Source organism: Leucobacter chromiireducens (genome assembly GCF_051993095.1).
GTDB lineage: Bacteria > Actinomycetota > Actinomycetes > Actinomycetales > Microbacteriaceae > Leucobacter > Leucobacter chromiireducens.
Genome location: NZ_CP197024.1, coordinates 3070877 through 3090945, shown reverse-complemented (window position 1 = coordinate 3090945; position 20069 = coordinate 3070877). Strand labels below are relative to the sequence as shown.

The 20069-nt window shown below is 67.6% G+C and carries 17 protein-coding genes; 6 read left to right on the top strand and 11 right to left on the bottom strand.

The window, feature by feature from the left end; translation table 11 throughout:
- Window positions 1-59: 59 nt before the first annotated feature.
- On the top strand, window positions 60-1103 hold the full coding sequence (locus ACR81A_RS14000) for a transporter substrate-binding domain-containing protein (protein ID WP_202380566.1): 1044 nt from the start codon (window positions 60-62) through the stop codon (window positions 1101-1103).
- Window positions 1100-3169 (top strand): FAD/NAD(P)-binding protein, encoded by a 2070-nt coding sequence (locus ACR81A_RS13995; RefSeq protein WP_440312153.1) that lies wholly within the window; start codon window positions 1100-1102, stop codon window positions 3167-3169. The genes ACR81A_RS14000 and ACR81A_RS13995 overlap by 4 nt, the downstream gene beginning before the upstream one ends.
- Here ACR81A_RS13995 and ACR81A_RS13990 read toward each other — a convergent pair.
- The gene (locus ACR81A_RS13990; protein WP_440312152.1) at window positions 3153-3962 is read right to left on the bottom strand and encodes a DUF1684 domain-containing protein; all 810 of its coding nucleotides are present in this window, start codon (window positions 3960-3962) and stop codon (window positions 3153-3155) included. The two genes, ACR81A_RS13995 and ACR81A_RS13990, sit on opposite strands and share 17 nt — an antisense overlap.
- Before the next feature lie 108 nt (window positions 3963-4070).
- On the opposite strand from ACR81A_RS13990, the gene ACR81A_RS13985 reads away from it, so the two are divergent.
- The gene (locus ACR81A_RS13985) at window positions 4071-4700 is read left to right on the top strand and encodes a GNAT family N-acetyltransferase (protein ID WP_202380569.1); all 630 of its coding nucleotides are present in this window, start codon (window positions 4071-4073) and stop codon (window positions 4698-4700) included.
- A 1-nt stretch (window position 4701) separates the two neighbouring features.
- On the opposite strand, the gene ACR81A_RS13980 is transcribed toward ACR81A_RS13985, so the two are convergent.
- The 8 genes from ACR81A_RS13980 to ACR81A_RS13945 form a co-directional block, all read right to left on the bottom strand.
- Window positions 4702-6135 carry a rhamnulokinase gene (locus tag ACR81A_RS13980; RefSeq protein ID WP_202380570.1) on the bottom strand — a complete coding sequence of 478 codons (1434 nt, stop codon included), beginning with the start codon at window positions 6133-6135 and terminating at the stop codon, window positions 4702-4704.
- The gene (locus tag ACR81A_RS13975) at window positions 6132-8165 is read right to left on the bottom strand and encodes a bifunctional aldolase/short-chain dehydrogenase (RefSeq protein WP_202380571.1); all 2034 of its coding nucleotides are present in this window, start codon (window positions 8163-8165) and stop codon (window positions 6132-6134) included. The genes ACR81A_RS13980 and ACR81A_RS13975 overlap by 4 nt, the downstream gene beginning before the upstream one ends.
- A 48-nt stretch (window positions 8166-8213) precedes the next feature.
- Window positions 8214-9383 carry an L-rhamnose isomerase gene (gene rhaI / locus ACR81A_RS13970; RefSeq protein ID WP_202380572.1) on the bottom strand — a complete coding sequence of 390 codons (1170 nt, stop codon included), beginning with the start codon at window positions 9381-9383 and terminating at the stop codon, window positions 8214-8216.
- Window positions 9384-9411: 28 nt separating this feature from the next.
- On the bottom strand, window positions 9412-9765 hold the full coding sequence (locus tag ACR81A_RS13965) for an L-rhamnose mutarotase (protein ID WP_337248857.1): 354 nt from the start codon (window positions 9763-9765) through the stop codon (window positions 9412-9414).
- Window positions 9766-9827: 62 nt separating this feature from the next.
- Window positions 9828-10877 (bottom strand): rhamnose ABC transporter substrate-binding protein, encoded by a 1050-nt coding sequence (rhaS, locus tag ACR81A_RS13960; protein WP_202380574.1) that lies wholly within the window; start codon window positions 10875-10877, stop codon window positions 9828-9830.
- 60 nt (window positions 10878-10937) lie between these two features.
- Window positions 10938-12008 (bottom strand): ABC transporter permease, encoded by a 1071-nt coding sequence (locus tag ACR81A_RS13955; protein WP_202380575.1) that lies wholly within the window; start codon window positions 12006-12008, stop codon window positions 10938-10940.
- Complete coding sequence (locus ACR81A_RS13950; protein WP_440312151.1) at window positions 12005-13045, bottom strand: ABC transporter permease; 1041 nt, start codon at window positions 13043-13045, stop codon at window positions 12005-12007. The genes ACR81A_RS13955 and ACR81A_RS13950 overlap by 4 nt, the downstream gene beginning before the upstream one ends.
- Window positions 13042-14571: a sugar ABC transporter ATP-binding protein gene (locus ACR81A_RS13945; protein WP_202380577.1), complete on the bottom strand. Its 1530-nt coding sequence runs from the start codon at window positions 14569-14571 to the stop codon at window positions 13042-13044. Before ACR81A_RS13945 ends, ACR81A_RS13950 begins: the two co-directional genes overlap by 4 nt.
- A 215-nt stretch (window positions 14572-14786) precedes the next feature.
- Here ACR81A_RS13945 and ACR81A_RS13940 point away from each other — a divergent pair, with 215 nt between their 5' ends.
- Entirely contained in the window at window positions 14787-15791 is a 1005-nt protein-coding gene (locus ACR81A_RS13940) for a LacI family DNA-binding transcriptional regulator (RefSeq protein ID WP_202380578.1), read from the top strand.
- A 31-nt stretch (window positions 15792-15822) separates the two neighbouring features.
- Here the strand turns inward: ACR81A_RS13940 and ACR81A_RS13935 are convergent, their stop codons facing one another.
- Window positions 15823-16554 (bottom strand): response regulator, encoded by a 732-nt coding sequence (locus ACR81A_RS13935; RefSeq protein ID WP_440312150.1) that lies wholly within the window; start codon window positions 16552-16554, stop codon window positions 15823-15825.
- On the bottom strand, window positions 16551-17846 hold the full coding sequence (locus ACR81A_RS13930; protein ID WP_202380580.1) for a sensor histidine kinase: 1296 nt from the start codon (window positions 17844-17846) through the stop codon (window positions 16551-16553). Before ACR81A_RS13930 ends, ACR81A_RS13935 begins: the two co-directional genes overlap by 4 nt.
- Window positions 17847-17994: 148 nt before the next feature.
- On the opposite strand from ACR81A_RS13930, the gene ACR81A_RS13925 reads away from it, so the two are divergent.
- A complete protein-coding gene (locus ACR81A_RS13925) occupies window positions 17995-18894 on the top strand; it encodes an ABC transporter ATP-binding protein (RefSeq protein WP_440312149.1) in 900 nt (299 codons plus the stop codon).
- On the top strand, window positions 18891-19991 hold the full coding sequence (locus tag ACR81A_RS13920; RefSeq protein ID WP_440312148.1) for an ABC transporter permease: 1101 nt from the start codon (window positions 18891-18893) through the stop codon (window positions 19989-19991). The genes ACR81A_RS13925 and ACR81A_RS13920 overlap by 4 nt, the downstream gene beginning before the upstream one ends.
- Window positions 19992-20069 lie beyond the last annotated feature (78 nt).

Sequence of the window (20069 nt, the reverse complement as noted above, 5' to 3'; positions counted from 1 at the left end):
ACGTGTGCGGTGCGGGCGACCGTTCGCACCGCACCGCACCGCATCCCGAAAGGACGCCCATGCCCTCCGCACCTTCCTCCGCTCGCACGCCCCGTAGCGCCGCAGGCGCACCGCTCCTCATCGCCGCGCTCGCGGCGGCCTCCGCGCTCGCGCTTGTCGGGCTAACCGGGTGCAGCTCGGTGACCGCGCCGAGCGATCCGGCCGCTCCAGGCAACGCGGCCGGATCCGCGCCCAGCGCTTCGTTCGACCTCACTACCGGCAACCTCGATACACGGCCGCACATCGATCCGGTTCCCGAGGCCGTCGCCGCGCTCGAGGCGAGCGGCTTCACGCCCGCGCAGGCGGGCAAGCTCACGGTCGCGCTCGGCGGGGCCGGCTCCCCGCCCACCTCGTTCTTCGCCGAGGACGACGCGCAGACCATCATCGGCAGTGATGCCGACTTCGCCTCGCTGATCGCCGAGGGCCTCGGCCTCGACTACGCGCCCGAGAACGTGGCGTGGGCGGACTGGCCGCTCGGCATCGAGTCCGGCAAGTACGATCTCGCCCTCACGAACATTGGGGTGACGGAGGAGCGGAAGGAGCTCTTCGACTTCGCCACCTATCGCGACGCGGTGATGGGGTTCTCCGTCGCTGCGAATTCGGAGATCTCTGAGATTTCGGAGCCGAAGGACGTGTCCGGGCTCCGCGTCATTGTGGGGAGCGGCACGAACCAGGAGAAGTTCTTGCTCGACTGGTTCGCGCAGAATGAGGCGGCCGGGATCGATCCGGGTGAGCCCGTCTACTACGAGGACTCGGCCGCAGGCTCGCTCGCGCTTAGCTCGGGCCGCGCCGACGTGAGTATCGAGCCGCACGCGCTCGCGAAGTTCCGCGAGTCCACGCTCGGCGAAACCCGCGTGGTCGGCAGCTTCAACAGCGCCTACCCCGTGAACGGCGAGGTGGGTGCCGTCACCGCGAAGGGCAGCGGCCTCGTCGAAGCCGTGAGCATCGTCATCCAGTCGCTCATCGACTCGGGCACGTACGACGAAGTGCTCGATCGCTGGGGGCAAGACGAGGAAGCCATCACTGAATCGCTCATCAACCCGCCCGGTCTCCCGAAGCCATGACGCCCGAAACTGCAGCGTTCTCGATCGGGATCGGGGAGCCCGCGCCTGCCGAACCGGGAGCACTCACCCCCGTTGAGGTGGTGTTCGTGGGGGCCGGCCCCGCCGCCGCGATGCTGCTCGAACGCCTGGCCGCGAGCCACGCGCGCGATACGCCCGAGCTGCCGCTTCACGTGCGGCTCGTCGACCCGTACCCGCCCGGGGGCGGTCGCATCTGGCGGCGTGAGCAGTCCCCGCTGCTGAAGCTCAATTCCATGCTGCGCGACGTCGCGTTCTTCACCGACGCATCGTGCCAGCTTGCCGGGCCCGTGGCGCCTGGCCCCGCGCTCGCCGACTGGGTGCGCGGGGTGCGCGAGGGTAGACTGCCGCTCCCCGAGGGCGCCGACGAGCTCCTGCTACGCGAGATCGCGGAGATCGCCGACGACGAGTTTCCCACCCGCCGCCTGAACAACGCATACCTGGGGTGGGCGCTCGAGGAGACGCTGCGCCGCGCGGCACCGAGCTTGCGGGTGAGCTGGTGCCCAGACACCGCGGTGACCGTGGAGGAGCCGGGGGATGGCTCGGCGCGGCACGTGGTGCGGCTCGCCTCGGGCCGCGCGCTCGCCGCAGACGCGGTGGTGTACGCGCTCGGGCACACGGGCACGGACCCGTCGCCTGAAGCGGTGCGGCTCAGCACCTTCGCGCGCAAGCACGCACTGCGCTACGTCCCGCCAGCGTTCACCGCGGACGTCGATTTCTCCGGGGTGCCCGCCGGCGCCGACGTGATCGTGCGCGGCATGGGTCTCGCGGCGATCGACCTCAGCGTGCTGCTCGCGGAAGGGCGGGGCGGAACGTTCACGCGGCGCGCAGACGGCTCGCTGCACTATGCACCGAGTGGGCGCGAACCCGTGCTCCACTTTGCGTCGCGGCGCGGAGTTCCGTACCGCTCGAAGATCACCAGCCAGGTTGTGGGTGATGCGGTGCGCCTCGAGTACCTCGGCCCGGAGTTTCAGGCCGCGGTGGCGGCGCGGAGCGAACCGCTCGACTTCGAGCGCGACGCGTGGCCGCGCATCGCCGCAGAGCTGACCACCGGCTACTACCGCGAGCTCTTCACCGGGCACCCGGAGCGCGTGCGTGGCACCTGGGACGCCTTCGCACCGCGGATGCGCGCGGCCATTGCGGATGCTGGCGCGGACGGCCACACGCTCGCCGCCCTCGTCCGCGCACACGTGCGCGACCCGCGCGATCGTTTCGAGCTCGCCGCGTTCGACCACCCGCTGCGCTTCCTCCCCGAAGATCATGACGCGGCAGGTGCCGAGGGTGGTCGCGCCGTGCACGAGCGGGTGCTCGCGCACATCGCGGAGGATCTGCGCTTGCGCACGCGGCCCGAGAACAGCGCCACGCAGGCGCTTTTTCTCACGGGGCTGTACGCGTTCCTCGCGCTCGCCGAGGTCGCTCCCGAACGCTGGAACGCGTGCAGCCGCACCCGCGCGCTGCCCCGTCGCTGGGCGAGCTACTTCAGCTATCTCGCGAGCGGGCCTCCCGGGCATCGCCTGGAGGAGCTGATCGCGCTCGCAGAAGCTGGGGTTGTGCGCTTCCTCGGCGGCGACGTCACGCTCGAAGCGGATGACGCGGCGGGGGTGTTCCGGGCAGCCGGCAGCGCGGTGACCGGGCCCCACGGGGCCGCGTCCGCGAACGTGAGTGCCGGGATCCTGATCGATGCGTGGTTGCCCGAGGCGCGCGCCGCAGCGAGCGACAACCCACTGCTTCGGCACCTCGTGGTGAGCGGACGCGCGCGTGAGCTCGCGGTGGCCGACCCGCAACTGGGTACCGTCGAGACGACCGGTCAGATCGAGGCTGCCCCCGATGGGAGCCTGCCCGGCGCAGCGCGCCAGTTCGCGCTGGGGCCGTTCGTCGCGGGGCTCACGGGCGGAGCGTTCACGAGGCCCGGACTGAACTCATTGCCGTTCCGTGTGCACGACCGCTGCGCCCGCGCGGTCCTCGCCGCGGCCACGGAGGTCTGGGCCGAGCGCGGCGAGGACGCCCGCGAGCTGGTGCCGGGCGGCTACGCGGCTACGCGGCGAGCGTGACGCCCGGGCGAAGCTCGCCAGCCTCCACCCGCACCGGCAGGCGGTTCTCGGGCGGCGGGAACGGGCAGGTCGCGCTTGCGGAGTACGCGCAGGGCGGGTTCGTGGTCCGCGTGAAGTCGATGCGCACGGTGTTCGCGTCGACCACGTCGACGTCAACGAAGCGCGCCGACGGGAACGTGAGGTCGGCGCCGCTCGCGTCGGCGAAAATCGCGCGGAGGTCGTCGCCCTCAACCGAGCCGAAGAGCGTGAGTGAGAGCTCCTGCCCTGCGAGCGTGAACTCGGCGGTGCCTGGCGAGGTGAAGTCCTGCGTGCGCCCGGGACCCGCGGCCGACGACACCTCGACGGAGTCGCGTGGTGCGGGGACGAAGCGCGCGGTTACCACCCACTCTTCGCTCGGTGGGAAGGTCGCCGTGCCCGTGTAGCCCGTGCGGTCCTTCGAGCCCGGATCTCGCGGGCGCACAATGATGCCGCCGCTGCGCGCCGCGACCTCGATCTGCACGTCCCCCCAGGCGAGGGCCGTGCCCTCGGTGCCCGTGAGCGGGCCGAGCTCGACGGTGCCCGACACGGGTTCACCACCGCGCGTCACCTGATCGTTTTCGCCCAGCTCGACCGTGACGAGCCCAGCGTTGGCGGACCATACGCCGGGCAGATCGGGGAGACGCTGCGGTTCCGCGCTGAGCCAGTGCATCGCAGTGGGGCTCAGCGGACCGTATGGGGCGGTGCGCGCGGACTCGACGCTCGCGTGCCAGGCGGCGTGGGCGTCGGTGAACGGGGTCGGCTCGTGCTCGGACATCTTGCTCCCTACGACTTCGTGGACCCCCAGCACATCACGAGTGAGTGAGAATCGGGTCAATGTGACCGGAGGTTTCGCTCGGAGCGTGCCGCGCGGCACAATGGGCCCATGAGTCTTGTGCATCCCGGAACCCTGAGCGGCCGCCTTGTGACGCTCGAGCCGCTCTCACACGAGCACCATGACGGGCTTGTCGACGCGGTGCGGGATGGCGAGCTGTGGAACCTCTGGTACACGCTCGTGCCGCAGCCGGAGCAGATGTCGGCGGAGATTCGGCGCCGCCTCGAGCTGCAGGATCAGGGCAGCATGATCGCCTTCACCGCGCGCCGCACGGACACGGGACAGATCATCGGCATGACCACGTTCATGAACATCGAGGCTGAGGTGCCGCGCGTGGAGATCGGTTCCACGTGGAACCGTCTGGGTGCGCAGGGCACGGGCACGAACCCCGAGTCGAAGCTGCTGCTGCTCAGCCACGCATTCGACGTGTGGGAGTGCCCGGCCGTCGAGTTCCGCACCGACTTCCACAACCATCAGTCGCGGGCAGCGATCGCCCGCCTGGGCGCGAAGCAGGATGGCATTCTCCGCGCGCACCGCCGCGCCCCTGGCTACCTGCGCGACACCGTGGTTTTCTCGATCACGCAGCCCGAGTGGCCGGGAGTGCGCCGCGGCCTCGAGCACCGGCTGTCCCGCTACTACGCTGCGCTCGACGCGCCCGACGCCGGTCTGCAGCTCGGCTAGCCTACCGCGGGGTGTACGCCACGGGCATGCTCGAGCGCGCCGCGACGGCGCGCAGTGATTCGAGGCCAGATGAGATCCACCCGAGCGCCTGTGCTTGGACGAGCATGTTGCCCATGGCAGTTGCTTCCGTTGGGCCCGCGAGCACGGTGAGCCCGGAGTGGTCGGCCAGACGCTGACAGAGCAGCGTGTTCTGAGATCCTCCTCCGACGATGTGGATGACCGACACTGATTTGGAGGCGAGCCGGCATGCGGTCCGCACGGCCGCAGCCAAAGCGACGGCCAAGCTTTCAACGATCGAGCGCACAATCGCAGCCCGCCCGCGCGGGGCTGCTTCACCGCGCGCCTCGAACCACCGCACGATACGCTCGGGCAGATCGCCCGGAGAAAGGAACTGCGGGTCGTTCGCGTCGAAGACGGGCACGCTCCCGGAGATGCCCGCAGCCTCGGAGAGCAGCTCGCCGAGCAAGCTTGAGCGCTGGGCGTCTGTGGCCCCTGGCTCCCAATGGCGCAATGATTCCGAGAAGAGCCACGTGCCCACGACGTTGTGCAGGAACCGCGTCGTGCCGAAGACGCCACCCTCGTTGGTGAAGTTAGCGGCCCGCGCTGCTTCGGTGATGACCGGTGCGTCGAGTTCGAGGCCCACGAGGCCCCAGGTGCCGCACGAGATGTACGCGAAGTCGGTGGTTGTCGCGGGGATTGCTGCAACAGCCGAGGCTGTGTCGTGCGAGGCGACTGCGATCACATCGATGGCCCTCCCGACCACCGCAGCAACCTCAGGGGTGAACGATCCCACCAGTGTTCCAGGCTCGATGAGCGGCGGTAGAAGCCTGGCGGGGATTCCCAGTCGCTCGGCAAGGTCAACGTCCCACTCGTGACGAACCGGATCCAGAAGCGCTGTGGTTGAGGCGTTCGTGCGCTCGGCATGCTGCTCCCCGGTGAGCCAGAACGTGAGGAGGTCAGGGACGAGGAGCATGCGATCAGCGATGGCGAGCATCTCGCCCTCCGCAGCAAGTTGGAACACCGTGTTGAACGAGAGATGCTGCAGGCCGGAGCGCGCGTACAGCTCGGCGGCTGAGACCCGTTTGTGTGCGCTCGATACCGCTGCCGCGCCGCGCGTATCGCGATAGTGGAACGGGGCACCGAGGAGTCGGGCGCCGCGCAGCAGCCCATAGTCAACTGCCCACGAGTCAATCCCGACCGAAGCGATCTCGCCTGGGTGATCGCGCTCAGCGGATGCCAGGCCGGCGAGCGCTTCTCGGTAGAGCCCGAGGATGTTCCAGTGCAGACCGTCACGCGTGCGCACTGGATCGTTGGCGAATCGTGCGACGTGCCGCATCTCCAGTGTGTCATCCTCGATCCGTCCGATGATCACCCGGCCGCTGGTCGCTCCCAGATCGACCGCGGCTACGGCACCGTTCGGCCGCGCGCTGGTCATCGCAGGAACGCGGCGGCGACGCCGGAATCAACCGGGATGTGGAGTCCGGTGGTGCGCGTCAGCTCGGGGCCGGTGAGCACGTACACAGCGTCCGCGACGTTTTCTGGCACGACCTCCCGTTTCAGGATCGTGCGGTTCGCGTAGAACTGGCCAAGGTCTTCCTCGTTGACGCCGTAGGTCGCGGCGCGGTTGGCGCCCCACCCGGAAGCGAAGATGCCGGATCCGCGCACAACACCGTCGGGGTTGATCCCATTGACGCGGATGCCGTGCTCGCCAAGTTCGACAGCGAGCAGCCGAACCTGGTGAGCCTGGTCTGCCTTGGTCGCTGAGTAGGCGATGTTGTTCGGCCCGGCGAAAACACTGTTCTTCGACGAGATGTAGATTACGTCGCCACCCATTCCCTGCGCGATCATTGCGCGCGCCGCGGACTGCGAGACAAGGAATGAGCCCTTCGCCATGACATCGTGCTGCAGGTTCCAGTCTGCCTCTGTTGTGTCGAGTAGCGGCTTCGAGAGAGAAAGCCCCGCATTGTTCACCACGAGGTCGATGCCACCGAACGCGAGTACGGCCGTGTCGACCGCCGCCTGCACTGCCTGGGCGTCCGCAACGTTCGCCGCGACGCCGATGGCCACGTCGGTGGTGCCGAGCTCGGCCGCCGTGGCCTGGGCCTTTTCGAGATCGAGATCGGCAACGACAACGCAAGCGCCCTCAGCAGCGAGCCGCGTGGCGATCGCCTTGCCGATGCCGGAAGCTGCGCCTGTAACGAATGCGACCCTCCCCTGGTGTGACTTCGGTCGGGGAAGTCGTTGCAGCTTCGCCTCTTCGAGCACCCAGTACTCGATACGGAACTTCTCTGCGTCGTTGATTGGGGCGTAGCTCGAGAGTGATTCTGCGCCGCGCATCACGTTGATGGCGTTGATGTAGAACTCGCCCGCGACGCGCGCCGTCTGTTTGTTCGCGCCAAAGCTAAACATGCCCACGCCGGGTACGAGCACGATGAGCGGGTCGGCGCCGCGCATCGCCGGCGACGCGTCATCGGCGTGCGCGTCGTAGTAGGCGCGGTAGTCGGCCCGGTATGTCTGGTGCAGCTCGCGGAGGCGCGCGACCTGTTCTTCGAGCGACGCGGTGGCGGGGAGGTCGAGCACCAGCGGCTTGACCTTGGTCCGGAGGAAGTGGTCCGGGCAGCTGGTGCCGAGCGCCGCGAGAGGTGCGAGCTTCTCGCGTGCCAAGAAGTCGAGTACTTCTGCACTGTCGGTGAAGTGACCCACCATCGGTGTGTCGTGCGATGCGATGCCTCGGACTACTGGGGCGAGCTGCGCTGCGCGAGCGCGACGGTCGGCCGCGGGTAGCGCCGTGAAGCCCGCTACGGTCGCCCCGAACGGCTCCGGGCTGCCGTGCTCGGCGATGTAGTTGGCCGCCGTGTCGATGATCCAGAGCGAGTTGCGCTCGCACTCTTCGCTCGTGTCGCCCCACGCGGTGATGCCGTGTCCGCCGAGAATGCAGCCGATCGCCTGAGGGTGCTCGGCTTTGATCGCCGCGATGTCGAGTCCGAGCTGGAAGCCCGGGCGACGCCAGGGCACCCAGACCACTGCGTCACCGAAGATCGTCGCGGTGAGGGCCTCGCCGTCGGCCGCGGTGGCGATGGCGATACCTGCGTCCGGGTGGAGGTGATCGACGTGCGCGGCGTCGACGAGGCCGTGCATGGCGGTGTCGATCGACGGGGTCGCCCCGCCTTTCCCGTGCAGGCAATAGTCGAGGGCCGCGACCATCTCGTCCTCGTGTTCGATGCCGGGGTAGACCGAGGTGAGCGCTCGGAGGCGATCGATACGCAACGCGGAGAGCCCGGCAGGGGTAAGCGTGCCGAGGTCGCCGCCCGAGCCTTTCACCCACATGAGCTCGACGGTCTCGCCAGTGACGGGATCGACAGCGGGGCCCTTCGCCGAGGTGTTGCCCCCGGCGAAGTTCGTGTTCTTCGTGTCAGCACCCAGGCGGTTTGAGCGAGAGATGAGGTCGTCAACGGTGGTGGTCATGCGGTGTACTCCTTGAAACGTTGAGAATGGTCGGGGCGCGCAGCCGCGCTACGCTCCCCAGCTCGCCTGCGCGCCGCCGACGCGCTCGGCGGCGATGCGCTGCTGGTAGCCGGAAGCGGCGTATGCCGACATCGGATCGGCCGGCAGACCGCGCGATTCGCGCCACTCCGCGAGCGCCGGACGCACGTCCGTGTAGAACGCGTCCATGTACACCGCATTCGCACCGAGCACGTCGTGCGCGGCCTGCGCGGCCTCGAGCGCCGCGCGGTCGAGCAGCAGGGCACGCGCGGTCATCTCCTGCACGTTGAGCACGGAGCGGATCTGGCCGGGGATCTTATCCTCGATGTTGTGGCACTGGTCGAGCATGAACGACACATCCGGGTTGTTGAGAGCGCCGCCGCGCACTACCTCGACCAGGATCCGGAATAGTTGGAACGGGTCGGCGGCGCCAACAATGAGATCGTCGTCGGCGTAGAAGCGACTGTTGAAGTCGAAGGAACCGAGCTTGCCGAGGCGAAGCAGCTGCATCACGATGAACTCGATGTTGGTGCCTGGCGCATGGTGACCGGTGTCGAGGCAGACCAGTGCCCGCTCGCCGAGCGCGCTCACCTGTGCGTATGACGTGCCCCAGTCGGGAACATCGGTGTGGTAGAACGCTGGCTCGAAGAACTTGTACTCGAGCACGAGTCGCTGCTCGCCCGTGAGGCGGTCGTAAATACGCTGCAGCGAGTCGTGTAGCCGATCCTGCCTGGCGCGCATGTCGGCCTGGCCGGGGTAGTTCGTGCCGTCGGCTAGCCAGATCTTGAGGTCACGGGAGCCGGTTGCGTCCATGATGTCGATGCACTCGAGGTGGTGATCGATCGCCTTCTGCCTGATCGCGTCGTCCGCGTGCGTGAGCGAGCCGAACTTGTAATCGTCGTCCTGGAACGCGTTCGAGTTGACCGTGCCGAGGGTGACGCCGAGGTCTTCCGCGTGCGCGCGGAGCGCCGCGTAGTCATCGACCCGGTCCCACGGAATGTGGATGGCGACCGCGGGCGCGAGGCCGGTGTAGCGGTGCACCTGCGCGGCGTCGGCAATTTTCTCGAACGGGTTGCGGGGCGTACCCGGGGTGCCGAACACCTTGAACCGCGTGCCCGAGTTCCCGTAGGCCCAGGAGGGGACCTCAACCGCCTGTTGTGCAAGGGCGGCAAAGTGTTCGGGAGTCAGCTGCGTACTCATGATCTGCGCTTTCTTTCGTGTCTCGCGCCTATGCGCGGTCCGGGCCCGACGGGGTGCGGGCGAGTTGGTCCTCGAGGTTGAAAACTTCGGTGAGTCGGGGTGCCTCCTGATCTGGGCGGCCGATCTCGGCGACGAAGAACTCCGCCATGTCTGCCTCCCACCTGGCGGTGCGCGGGTCGGCGGCGAGGGTGCGCTGTGCCGCGGCATCGTCGTCCGTCTCATAGGTGCCAATGAGGAGACCGTCCTCGCGGAGGAACAGCGAGTAGTTGCGGCGGCCAGCGTCCCGAATCGCGTGGAGCATCTCCGGCCAGACTGCGGCGTGGCGTGCGATGTACTCGGCGATGCGTTCGGGGCGTAGCTGCATTTCGAAACAGACGCGCACGTGATCCTCCTCGGTTGGGCGGTGGTCGGGTCCCGGCGCTGCCCGGCCGGGACCCGAGGTGACTAGAAGTCGAAGTCGCCGATGTTGTCCTTGTTGAAGCGGTACGGGTCGCCAAGCAGCACGACGCCGTCCTTGCCAACGGTGTACTCGCCGAGGTCACCGGCCGTGAAGGTGTCGCCCTCCGCTCCCGTGATGTCGCCCGCGACGAGCGCGTTCGCTGCGTACGCGGTCAGGTAACCGAGCTCCTCCGGGTTCCACAGCGCGAACTCGGTGACGGTGCCGTCCTCGACGTACTCACGCATCTGGTTCGGTGTTCCGAGCCCGGTCAGTGCAACCTTCCCCTTTGCCTCGGAGGTGGAGAGGTAGCGTGCGGCAGCGGCGATGCCGACAGTAGTCGGAGACACGATGCCCTTCAGCTCCGGGTAGGTCTGCAGTAGCGCGGCGGTCTTGTCGAACGAGGTCTGGTCATCGTCGTCGCCGTACACGACCTCGACGAGCTTGATGTCCGGGTGGCTCGCGGCGAGCTCCTCCTTCATCATGTCGATCCATGCGTTCTGATTCGTCGCGTTCGCGGCGGCCGACAGCACAGCGATCTCGCCGGCGTCGCCGATTTGCTCAGCGATCATGTCGACCTGCACCTTCGCGATGCCAGCGGCGTCGGCCTGGTTCACGAAGATGTCGCGGCAATCGGTGTTCGTGTCTGAATCGAAGGTGACGACCTTGAGCCCAGCGTCGCGGGCCTCGGTCAGCGCGTCACAGATCGCCTTCGGGTCGTTCGCCGAGACGGCGAGCGCGTCGACGCCCTGTTGGGTTGCGGTGTTGATGAAGCTGACCTGCCCGTCTGGCGTTGCCTCAGCTGGGCCGACTTCGTTGAATGTCCCGCCGAACGCCTCCACTGCGGCTTTGCCGCCCTTGCTTGACGTGTCAAAGTACGGGTTGCCAAGGTTCTTGGGGATGAACGTGACGCTCGCTCCTGCGGCGTCACCGGAGCCTGAATCGGATCCGGATCCGCCTGTCGTGTCTGGGCTGCTCGAGCAACCGGCGAGGAGGAGGGCGGCGCTCGCCGCAAGCGCGACGAGTGCGCCAGCTTTCTTATTCTTTGTGAACCACATTGTTCGTTCCTTTCGGGCCCGCGACTCGGAGCCGGGATGAGATGGATGAGGGAGTGGAAGCTAGGAGGTGGCGCTCGGGGTGCCGGCGAGCGTGAGTTTCGGGCCGGCACGGCGCCTGTTCTTGATCGCAGCGAACACGCTCGACGACACGACCGCGGTAATGAGGAGCACACCCGTGATGATGTTGATCACGTCGGAAGTGACGTTTGCGAGCCGCAGTGCGCTGGCGAGCACCCCGATAAGCAAAACGCCTGCGATGACACCGTGCAGCGCGCCGCGGCCGCCGAAGATCGAGACGCCCCCGAGGAGCACGGCGGCGATGACCTGCATTTCCATGCCGGTCGCGTTGTCGCCGCGTGCGCTGCCGTAGCGGAGCGTGTAATAGATTCCGGCGAGCGCCGCGACCGCGCCGCTCAGGGTGAAGAGCAGCAGCTTGGTTCGCGCGACGTTGACGCCAGAGAACCGCGCCGCCTCGGGCGAAAGGCCGATCGCGAAGATGCCGCGACCGAAGCGGGTGAAGTGCAGCAGAACCACAAACACTGCGGCGAGTAGCACGAAGAGGATGATCACAACGGGGATTCCGGTTGAGCCGAGCTTTGCCTTCGCGAGCCCGGTCCAGAACTCAGGGAAGTCGGTGACCGCAGTCGTGCCAAGCAGCCCCACGGCGAGTCCTCGATAGAGGGCAAGCGTGCCGATCGTGACGGCGAGCGATGGCAGGCCGACCGTGGTGATCAGGAAACCGTTGAACAGCCCGCAGAGCACCCCGGCAAGCAAGGCGATGATGATAGTGGCCCCGAATGGTACGCCGGCCTGCGTGAGTACCCCGGTGAGTACGCTCGAGAAGCCGACGACGCTTGCTACTGAAAGGTCGATCTCACCGGTCACGATGATTGCTGTCATTGGCAGCGCGATGATGAGGATGGGGAACATATCAAGGAGCAGATACGTCATGGTGATCTGGCTGCCGAAGTTTGGCACGATCGTCGACGCGGCGATCACGACAACGATGAACAACGCGATGATCGCGGTTTCGCGGGTGAGGAGGAGGCGCTGCCAGAGCGGCCGATCGTGATCGGCGATGGGGCGGAACCCGGCGGTGACGGGGGTTGTCGCGGTTACCTGTGCGCTCATCGCGTTGTCTCCCGTGCTTCGATCAGCTTTCGATGTTGTCTGACGGCGATCACCCGGTCGAGCACGATCGCGCTGATAATCAGGACGCCGACGACGGCGCGCTGCCAGAAGTCGGGAACTCCGAGTACGGGCAGTGCCCGGTTGATCGTGAGCAGCAGGAGCGCGCCAATTGCGGCGCCCCATACTGAGCCAACTCCGCCGAAGATCGCGACGCCGCCGATCACGGCCGCGCCGATCGCGTCGAGCTCCCAGCCGGAACCCGCCTGCGAGTTGATCGTGCCGTAGCGCGCGGCGTAGAGCACGCCGGCGAAGCCTGAGAGCGCGCCTGAAAGTACGAACGCCGTGATAATGCGACGCGTTACCGGCAGGCCGTAGAGCTGCGCGGCGTCGGGGTCGGATCCGATCGCGTAATTCTCACGGCCAGCGCGCGTATTGCGCATCCACCAGGCGACAGCGATAAGGACGACGACAGCGATGATGGTCAGCACGGGGATCGAGAACACCTGTGCGGTCCCGAGCCCCAGGAACTCCTTGGGCATGTCGGAGGCATTGATCCGGTCCGAACCCGTCCACCAGACGTTGATGCCACGGAACGCGTACATCGTGCCCAGAGTGATCACGAGCGCAGGAACGCGGGCAAGCGCGACGAGGGCGCCGTTAATGAGACCGAGGAGACCGCCGAAGAGGACCGCCATCAGCACGACCGCGAGCACGGGGATTCCCGGCAGGTCGATGAACAGCCGGCCAGTGAGGTAGGCGCTGAGCCCGAGCACTGAGCCGACCGACAGGTCGACGTTGCGGGTGATCAGCACGACCGCCTGGCCCACCGCAACGAGCATCAGCAGTGATGGCGTGAGCCAAAGATCCCGGTAGCCGTCGACGGAGAACAGGAAGTTCGGGTTCTTCAGGGTCGCCGCGGCGATCACGAGGATCACTGCGAGCAGGATGCTTGCTTCGCGTGCGCGAGTCAGTCGGCCGAGTGCGGTGCTGAATGCGCCGCGAGCGGTCGGGGCTGTGGCCGTGGGCGTTGCGGTCATGCGGCTTGCTCCGTCTGCGTGCTGGGGGTCTGGGTGGCGGCGCGCATCACGTTCTCCGGTGTCGCTTCGGCACGGTCGATCGTGGCGGTGATCCGGCCCTCGCGCATCACGACGACACGGTCAGCCATACCGAGCACCTCGGGCAGCTCGCTTGAGATCATCAGCACGGCCATGCCCTGGCTCGCGAGGGTCGAAAGGAGGCGGTGCACCTCAGACTTCGTGCCCACATCGATGCCGCGAGTCGGCTCGTCGATGATCAGCACGCGCGGGTTCGTGGCGAGCCACTTGCCGAGCACAACCTTCTGCTGGTTCCCACCTGAGAGCGTCCCCGCGAGCGTGCTGAGCGCCGTGGTCTTCACTTCCAGCTGCTCAGCCCAGGGGCGCGCGGCGCGCTGTTCGGCGCGCGCGGTGACGAGCCCAAGCCTCGCGATCGAGTCGAGGATTACCGCAGCGGTGTTGCGCGCGACGCTCTCATCGAGCACAAGCCCTTGCTTGCGGCGGTCTTCGGGCACGAGGGCGAGGCCGGCACGCATCGCTGCGGTGGGAGCGCTCTTGCGGATGCGCGTGCCAGTGAGGCGGACCTCACCGCTCTGATAGTCGTCGACGCCAAAGATTGCGCGTGCGACTTCGCTGCGACCGGCCCCGACGAGCCCGGCGAGGCCGACGATCTCGCCGGCGCGCACGGTGAAGCTGATGTCGCTGAAGATGCCGGGGCTCGTGAGACTGGTCACCTCAAGCAGCGGATCACCGATAGTCGTTTCGAGCTTGGGGAAGAGCTCGGTGATCTCGCGCCCCACCATCTCGGCGACGACGCTGTCAGGATCCGTCTCCGTGATCGCACGCGTGGAGATGTAACTGCCGTCGCGCATCACCGTAATCGTGTCGCAGAGCGCGAACACCTCGTCGAAGCGGTGCGAAATGAAGACGAGAGCGCGGCCCTCGTCGCGGAGCGCGCGGGCAACGTCGAATAGGCGATCGACCTCGATGCCAGAGAGCGCCGCGGTCGGTTCGTCCATGATGAGGATCTGCGCATCGAGCGAGATGGCCTTCGCAATCTCGATCATTTGCTGGTCGGCGATCGACAGGCCGTCCGCCGTGCGCTCCGGATCCATGCGTAGGCCGAGCCGTGCGAAGAGCGCCTCAGTTTCGATGCGCATGCGCGTCCGGTCGATGCGTCCGAAGCGACCGCGCGGCTGTCGGCCCATGAAGATGTTTTCGGTGACGGAGAGATCCGGGAAGAGCGTGGGTTCCTGGTAGATGACCGCGATACCCGCAGCCTTCGCTTCGGCGGTGCTCGTGAAGTCGACGGGGGATCCCGCAAGACGGATATCGCCCCCATCGCGCCGGTAGAGGCCGGCGATGATCTTGACAATGGTCGACTTGCCCGCGCCGTTCTCGCCCACGAGTGCGTGGATCGAGCCTGGGTGGAGGGCGAGCGTGCCGTCACGCAGCGCGACCACGGCGCCGAATGCCTTGGTCACGCCGGAGAGCGCAAGCAATGGCTCAGTGCTAGGTGATCTCTTCATTGAATTCACGGGGCTTCCTGTCGCAGGTGCGACATCTCGGCTGTGGGGCGTGCGATTGTGTAAATGAATCGTTTCAATCGCGTTACGCAGAGTTTAAACACAGTACTTTTCTTCCGTCAAGCGGCTGCTTCCGACGGGATGGATCCGTTATTGAAGCGTTTCAATTTGTCGGCACGCTCAATTATGATGAAGCAGATCACGGCGAGAGGAGCAGTATGACCGCGAGCATCAGAGACGTTGCACGCGAGGCGGGCGTCTCCGTCGGTACCGTTTCGAATGTACTGAATCGCCCGGATCGCGTTGCTGCCGCGACTAGCGCTCGGGTCCACGCAGCGATCGAGCAGCTTGGGTTTGTGCGTAACGATGCGGCCCGGCAGCTCCGCGCCGGGCGCAGCCATAGTTTCGGCCTCGTCGTGCTCGATACGCGCAACCCGTTCTTCATGGATGTCGCGCACGGTGCACAGAGTCGAGCGCTTGATGACGGCTACACCGTGCTGATGGGTGGCAGCGACGACTCGCCCGAACGTGAGGCCGCGCTGCTGGAAATGTTCGAGGAGCATCGCGTTGCGGGGGTGCTGGTGACCCCCGTTCATGCCAATCTTCACCAGCTTCGCTCGCTTCGTGACGCTGGGATTCCCGTGGTTCTCGTTGACCGTGGATCGCACGATCGAACTTTCCCGTCGGTGTCCGTTGACGACGTTGAAGGCGGCCGGATTGCGGCCCGTCATCTCGTCGAGATCGGGCGACGGCGCATTGCCTTCGTTGGTGGCCCGCACGAGATTGAGCAGGTGAGCGACCGTCTGTCTGGGGTGCGTGCCGTTGTTGCGGAGCGTCAGGATACCGCCCTTGAGATTTTCGAAACCCAGGGACTGAGCGTCCTGGAGGGGCGGCGCGTCGGCGAGGAAATTGCGCGACTCTCCCCGGAGCAGCGCCCTGATGGTGTCTTCGCTGCAAATGACCTTCTCGCGCTGGGTATTCTGCAGGCGCTGGTGATGCGCAGTTCGCTGCGTGTGCCGGAAGAGATTGCGTTGATTGGGTACGACGACATTGACTTCGCCCACTCGGCTGTAGTGCCGATCACTTCAGTGCGGCAGCCGGCGTTTTCTATCGGAAGCACCGCGGTTGAACTGTTGTTGCGGGAGCGTGGTGCGGGGGCAGACTGTGAGCAGATCGTCTTCCAGCCCGAGCTTGTGGTGCGAGCGTCGACCATGGGCGCATAGCCAACGGTGTGAGCGTTGTTGCGCGGCTCCGCTACCGGTCGCCGCGCGTGTGAGCCCACACGACCGCCTGAATGCGGTCACGCACGCCGAGCTTCTGCAGCACGTTTGAGACGTGCGTCTTGATGGTCGCCTCGCCGAGGAAGAGCGCCGCGGCGATCTCCGCATTCGAGCGGCCCTCGGCCACGAGCGCGAGCACCTCGCGCTCGCGCTCCGTGAGCCCGGCGCGCAGCATCGCCTCTTCGGTGGGGTCGGCGGAAGCTGCCGCGTCGCCGTCAGCGATTGGGGTATTCGCGGCCGCGTCGCCCGTGCCGCTCGGGTGAGACTCCGCGGAGGACGCGACCCGGCCGAGCACCGCTCGGGTGACGTCGGGGCCGAGGAGCGCGTGCCCCGCTGCGAGCTGCCGCACAGCCTCGATCAGCTGCTCCGCGCGCGAGGTTTTCAGGAGGAAACCACTCACCCCGGCCGCGAGTGCGTCGAAGAGGTATCGCTCGTGCCCGAAGGTGGTGAGGATGAGGATCGCGGGGGCGTTGCCCTGCGCTGCGCCTGCCCCCGACAGGATCTGGCGCGACGCCTCGATGCCATCAAGCTCGGGCATCTCCACGTCCATGCAGATGACGTCGGGCGTCAGCTCGGCGGCCAGCGCAACGGCCTCCGCGCCGTCGGCGGCCTCTCCCACCACGGTGAGATCTGGCTCCGATTCGAGGATGATCTTGAACCCCGAGCGCACGAGCGCCTGGTCGTCGACGAGCAGCACGCGAATCACATGACCACCTCCGCGCTCAGGGGCACGCGTGCCCGCACCATGAATCCGCCACGCTCGCGTCGGCCGCTCGCGACGGAACCGCCGACGGCCCCAATGCGCTCACGCATGCCGCGCAGGCCAAGCCCGGAGACGGCGGGGAGCGCGCCTGGGCTCAGCGATCCCACGCTGCTGTCGAGTCGCTGTGTGACGCCGTCATCGCTGATCTCCACCTCGACGGCGTCGGCCTCGAAGCGGAGCCGCACCACCGCCTCGGCGCCGCGCCCCGCGTGTTTGCGCACATTGGTGAGCGCCTCCTGGGCCACACGGAATAGCGCAACGTCGACGAGCATGGGGAGCGGGCGGGTGTCGCCGGCAACGATGAGGGTGGTGGGCACGCCCGCGCGCTGCGCCTCGGCGACGAGTGCGCCAAGCTGGGCGATCCCCACCGCGGTGGAGCTCTCCTCCTCGTCGGGGGTGCGCAGCGTGTGAACGAGCTGCCGCAGCTCGGTGACGGCCGTGTGTGCGCTCTCCTCGACGACCGTGAGCGCGGCAGCGGCTCGATCGGGATCCTGCGTGAGCACACGCCGCGCGGCTGCCGCCTGGATTCCCATCACGGAGACGTGGTGCGCCACGACGTCGTGCAGTTCGCGCGCGATGCCGAGTCGGTCGAGGGCCACCGCCTGTGCCGCGCTCGTGCGGCGCTCACGCTCCAGCTCCTCGCCTTGCGCCTCGAGCTGTGCCTGCGTGCGTGCCGCTCGCCAGGCGCGCAGCCCAAACCAGTACGCCCCGGTGAAGTAGAGCAGGTTCGTGATGATCTGAATCACCGCGAACGTCGCATACGCGGAGAACAGGCCGGAGCGAGACATGCCGGGGAACGCGTCCTGAGTGGAGGACGCGATGATCAGCGCGACGATGAGCCAGATCAGCAGCGCCGCGCTGAGCGTCGCCAGGGTCCAGAACGCAGCGGTGCGCCGAGGCTCCCATGCCCCCACCGTGTACAGGGCGAGGAACAGGCAGATGTTGATGATCAGCACCTCAGGCACGCCGAACTGGCCGCACACGAAGAAACCGATGCTCACCACGATCGCGACCGGGATCGGGGCGATGCGACGCAGCGCGAGCGGCAGCGTGCACAGGGCGATGCCGAGCGCCCACACCCACGGGCCCGCCGGCTCGGGGATGAGCTCGATACGCGCGTACAGCAGCGAGGTCGTCGTTGCGCCGAGGGCGAGCACCAGCGCGAGGACGGCGTCGAGACGCAGCACCGCGCGCCCCGGCCGCGGGCGCGCCCACGCAGCGGGGGGCTCTGTCATGCACACCAGCGTATGCGCTCCGCCACCGTGCAGACCTCCCCCGCGCGGCGGAAGCGGTGCGCGCCGGGTGCCCACCACAATCCGCCCCGCGGCGGAGGCGGCGGGCTTGCTCGGGGCCGTAGCGTGGGGGCAGAGGGAAAGGAACGGGATGATCGAGGTTGCAGGCATCTCCCGCAGTTTTGGGGAACGCCAGGTACTGAACGACGTGAGCTTCCGCGTGGAGCGGGGCCGCATGACCGGGTTTGTTGGCGGCAACGGCGCGGGCAAGACCACCACGATGCGCATCATTCTCGGCGTGCTCGCCGCGGATGCGGGCGCGGTGACCTGGGACGGCGAGCCGCTCACGGGGCGCGACCGTGCCCGCTTCGGCTACATGCCGGAGGAGCGCGGGCTCTACCCGAAGATGCAGGTGCTCGAGCAGCTCGTCTACCTCGGCCGCCTGCACGGCATGAGTCGGCAGGACGCTGGTCGCTCGGCACAGGCGCTCATCGAGCGGCTCGGCCTGGGGGAGCGGGCGGGCGACACGCTCGAGAGCCTCTCCCTCGGCAACCAGCAACGCGCGCAGATCGCCGCGGCGCTGGTGCATGAGCCGATCGCGCTCGTGCTCGATGAGCCGTTCTCGGGGCTCGACCCGATGGCCGTCGAGGTGGTGCTCGGGGTGCTCCGCGACTACGCGGCGCAGGGCGCGCCCGTGCTGTTCTCGTCGCATCAGCTCGACATCGTTGAGCGGCTCTGCGACGACGTTGTGGTGATTGGCGATGGGCAGATCCGCGCGCACGGGTCCCGCGAGGCGCTCCGCGCTGAGCACGCCGGCCGCAGCTTCGAGATCGAGCTCGCCGGCAGCGGGGGCGACGCCGGGTGGGTGCGTGAGCGCCCCGGTGTCACGGTCACCCACTTGGATGGCGGCTTCGCTCGCTTCGACGCGGACACGGATGCCGCGGCTCAGGCGGTGCTGGCCGCAGCGATGCAGCAGCCCGATACGACGGTGCGGAGCTTCACGCCCGTCACGCCCTCGCTCGCACAGATCTTCACGGAGGTAGTTCGATGAGCACGTCACACCGACAGGTGAGCGGCCCCCAGGGCGCCTGGCTAGTCGCCGAGCGCGAGATCACCACACGGCTGCGCAGCAAGGCTTTCCTGATCTCCACCGGTTTCTTGCTGCTGTTGGTGCTCGGTGGTGTGCTGTTCTCCGGGTTCATGGCGAGCTCGGGGGGCTTCTCCGGGCCCACGAAGGTGGCCGTCGTGGGTGAGGCCGCCACGGGACTCGACTCCGAGGCATTTGAGGTCACCGCAGCGCCGGATCGCGCCGCCGCCGAAGCGCTCGTGCGCGACGGCGAGGTTGAGGCCGCGGTGGTGCCGGGCGGGGATACCCCCGTCGATCTCACGGTCCTCGCGAACGACAGCGCGCCCACGGGCCTGCTGCAGGCACTCTCGGCGGCGCCGACCGTCGAACTGCTTGACCCCCTGACGAGCAACCCCTTCCTCGCCTACATCATCGCGATCTCGTTCGGTGTCGTGTTCATGATGAGCGCGGTGACCTTCGGCACGACGATCGCGCAGAGCGTCGTGGAGGAGAAGCAGACGCGCATCGTCGAGATCTTGCTCGCCACGATTTCCGCACGCACGCTCCTCGCGGGCAAGATCCTGGGCAACAGCATCCTCGCGCTCGCGCAGGTTGTGGCGATTGTCGCGCTGGCCTCGGTGGGCATGCTCGCCACAGGTCAGGACCTGCTGCTCGGCGAGCTCGGCACCGCGCTCATCTGGTTCGGGATCCTGTTTGCGTTCGGCTTCGTGCTGCTCGCCACGCTCTACGCGGCCCTCGCGGCGCTCGTCTCCCGGCAGGAGGACATCGGGTCCGTGACGAGCCCGGTCATGATGCTCGTGATGCTCCCCTACATCGGCATCATCGTGTTCTTCGACAACCTCCCCGTGCTCACCGCGATGAGCTACATTCCGTTCTCCGCACCCGTCGCAATGCCGATGCGCCTGTACCTCGGCACTGCGGAGTGGTGGGAGCCGCTCCTGTCGCTCGGCGTGCTGGCGGTATCGATTGCGGTGGTCCTCTGGATTGGCGCGCGCATCTATGAGAACTCGATCCTGCGCACGGGCACGCGGGTGAAGCTGGGCGAGGCGATCCGCGGCTGACCCGCCTCCCCGCCGTCTCCCGAATCGGGGTCATTTGGGCACGGTGTCGCGCCATCCGGCCCGCCGACACCCTGCCCA

Bases quoted from the DNA above. Each gene is read 5' to 3' on its own strand.
- ACR81A_RS14000 (WP_202380566.1), top strand. From the start codon at position 60: ATGCCCTCCGCACCTTCCTCCGCTCGCACGCCCCGTAGCGCCGCAGGC.
- ACR81A_RS13995 (WP_440312153.1), top strand. From the start codon at position 1,100: ATGACGCCCGAAACTGCAGCGTTCTCGATCGGGATCGGGGAGCCCGCG.
- ACR81A_RS13990 (WP_440312152.1), bottom strand. From the start codon at position 3,962: ATGTCCGAGCACGAGCCGACCCCGTTCACCGACGCCCACGCCGCCTGG.
- ACR81A_RS13985 (WP_202380569.1), top strand. From the start codon at position 4,071: ATGAGTCTTGTGCATCCCGGAACCCTGAGCGGCCGCCTTGTGACGCTC.
- ACR81A_RS13980 (WP_202380570.1), bottom strand. From the start codon at position 6,135: ATGACCAGCGCGCGGCCGAACGGTGCCGTAGCCGCGGTCGATCTGGGA.
- ACR81A_RS13975 (WP_202380571.1), bottom strand. From the start codon at position 8,165: ATGACCACCACCGTTGACGACCTCATCTCTCGCTCAAACCGCCTGGGT.
- rhaI (WP_202380572.1), bottom strand. From the start codon at position 9,383: ATGAGTACGCAGCTGACTCCCGAACACTTTGCCGCCCTTGCACAACAG.
- rhaS (WP_202380574.1), bottom strand. From the start codon at position 10,877: ATGTGGTTCACAAAGAATAAGAAAGCTGGCGCACTCGTCGCGCTTGCG.
- ACR81A_RS13955 (WP_202380575.1), bottom strand. From the start codon at position 12,008: ATGAGCGCACAGGTAACCGCGACAACCCCCGTCACCGCCGGGTTCCGC.
- ACR81A_RS13950 (WP_440312151.1), bottom strand. From the start codon at position 13,045: ATGACCGCAACGCCCACGGCCACAGCCCCGACCGCTCGCGGCGCATTC.
- ACR81A_RS13945 (WP_202380577.1), bottom strand. From the start codon at position 14,571: ATGAAGAGATCACCTAGCACTGAGCCATTGCTTGCGCTCTCCGGCGTG.
- ACR81A_RS13940 (WP_202380578.1), top strand. From the start codon at position 14,787: ATGACCGCGAGCATCAGAGACGTTGCACGCGAGGCGGGCGTCTCCGTC.
- ACR81A_RS13930 (WP_202380580.1), bottom strand. From the start codon at position 17,846: ATGACAGAGCCCCCCGCTGCGTGGGCGCGCCCGCGGCCGGGGCGCGCG.
- ACR81A_RS13925 (WP_440312149.1), top strand. From the start codon at position 17,995: ATGATCGAGGTTGCAGGCATCTCCCGCAGTTTTGGGGAACGCCAGGTA.
- ACR81A_RS13920 (WP_440312148.1), top strand. From the start codon at position 18,891: ATGAGCACGTCACACCGACAGGTGAGCGGCCCCCAGGGCGCCTGGCTA.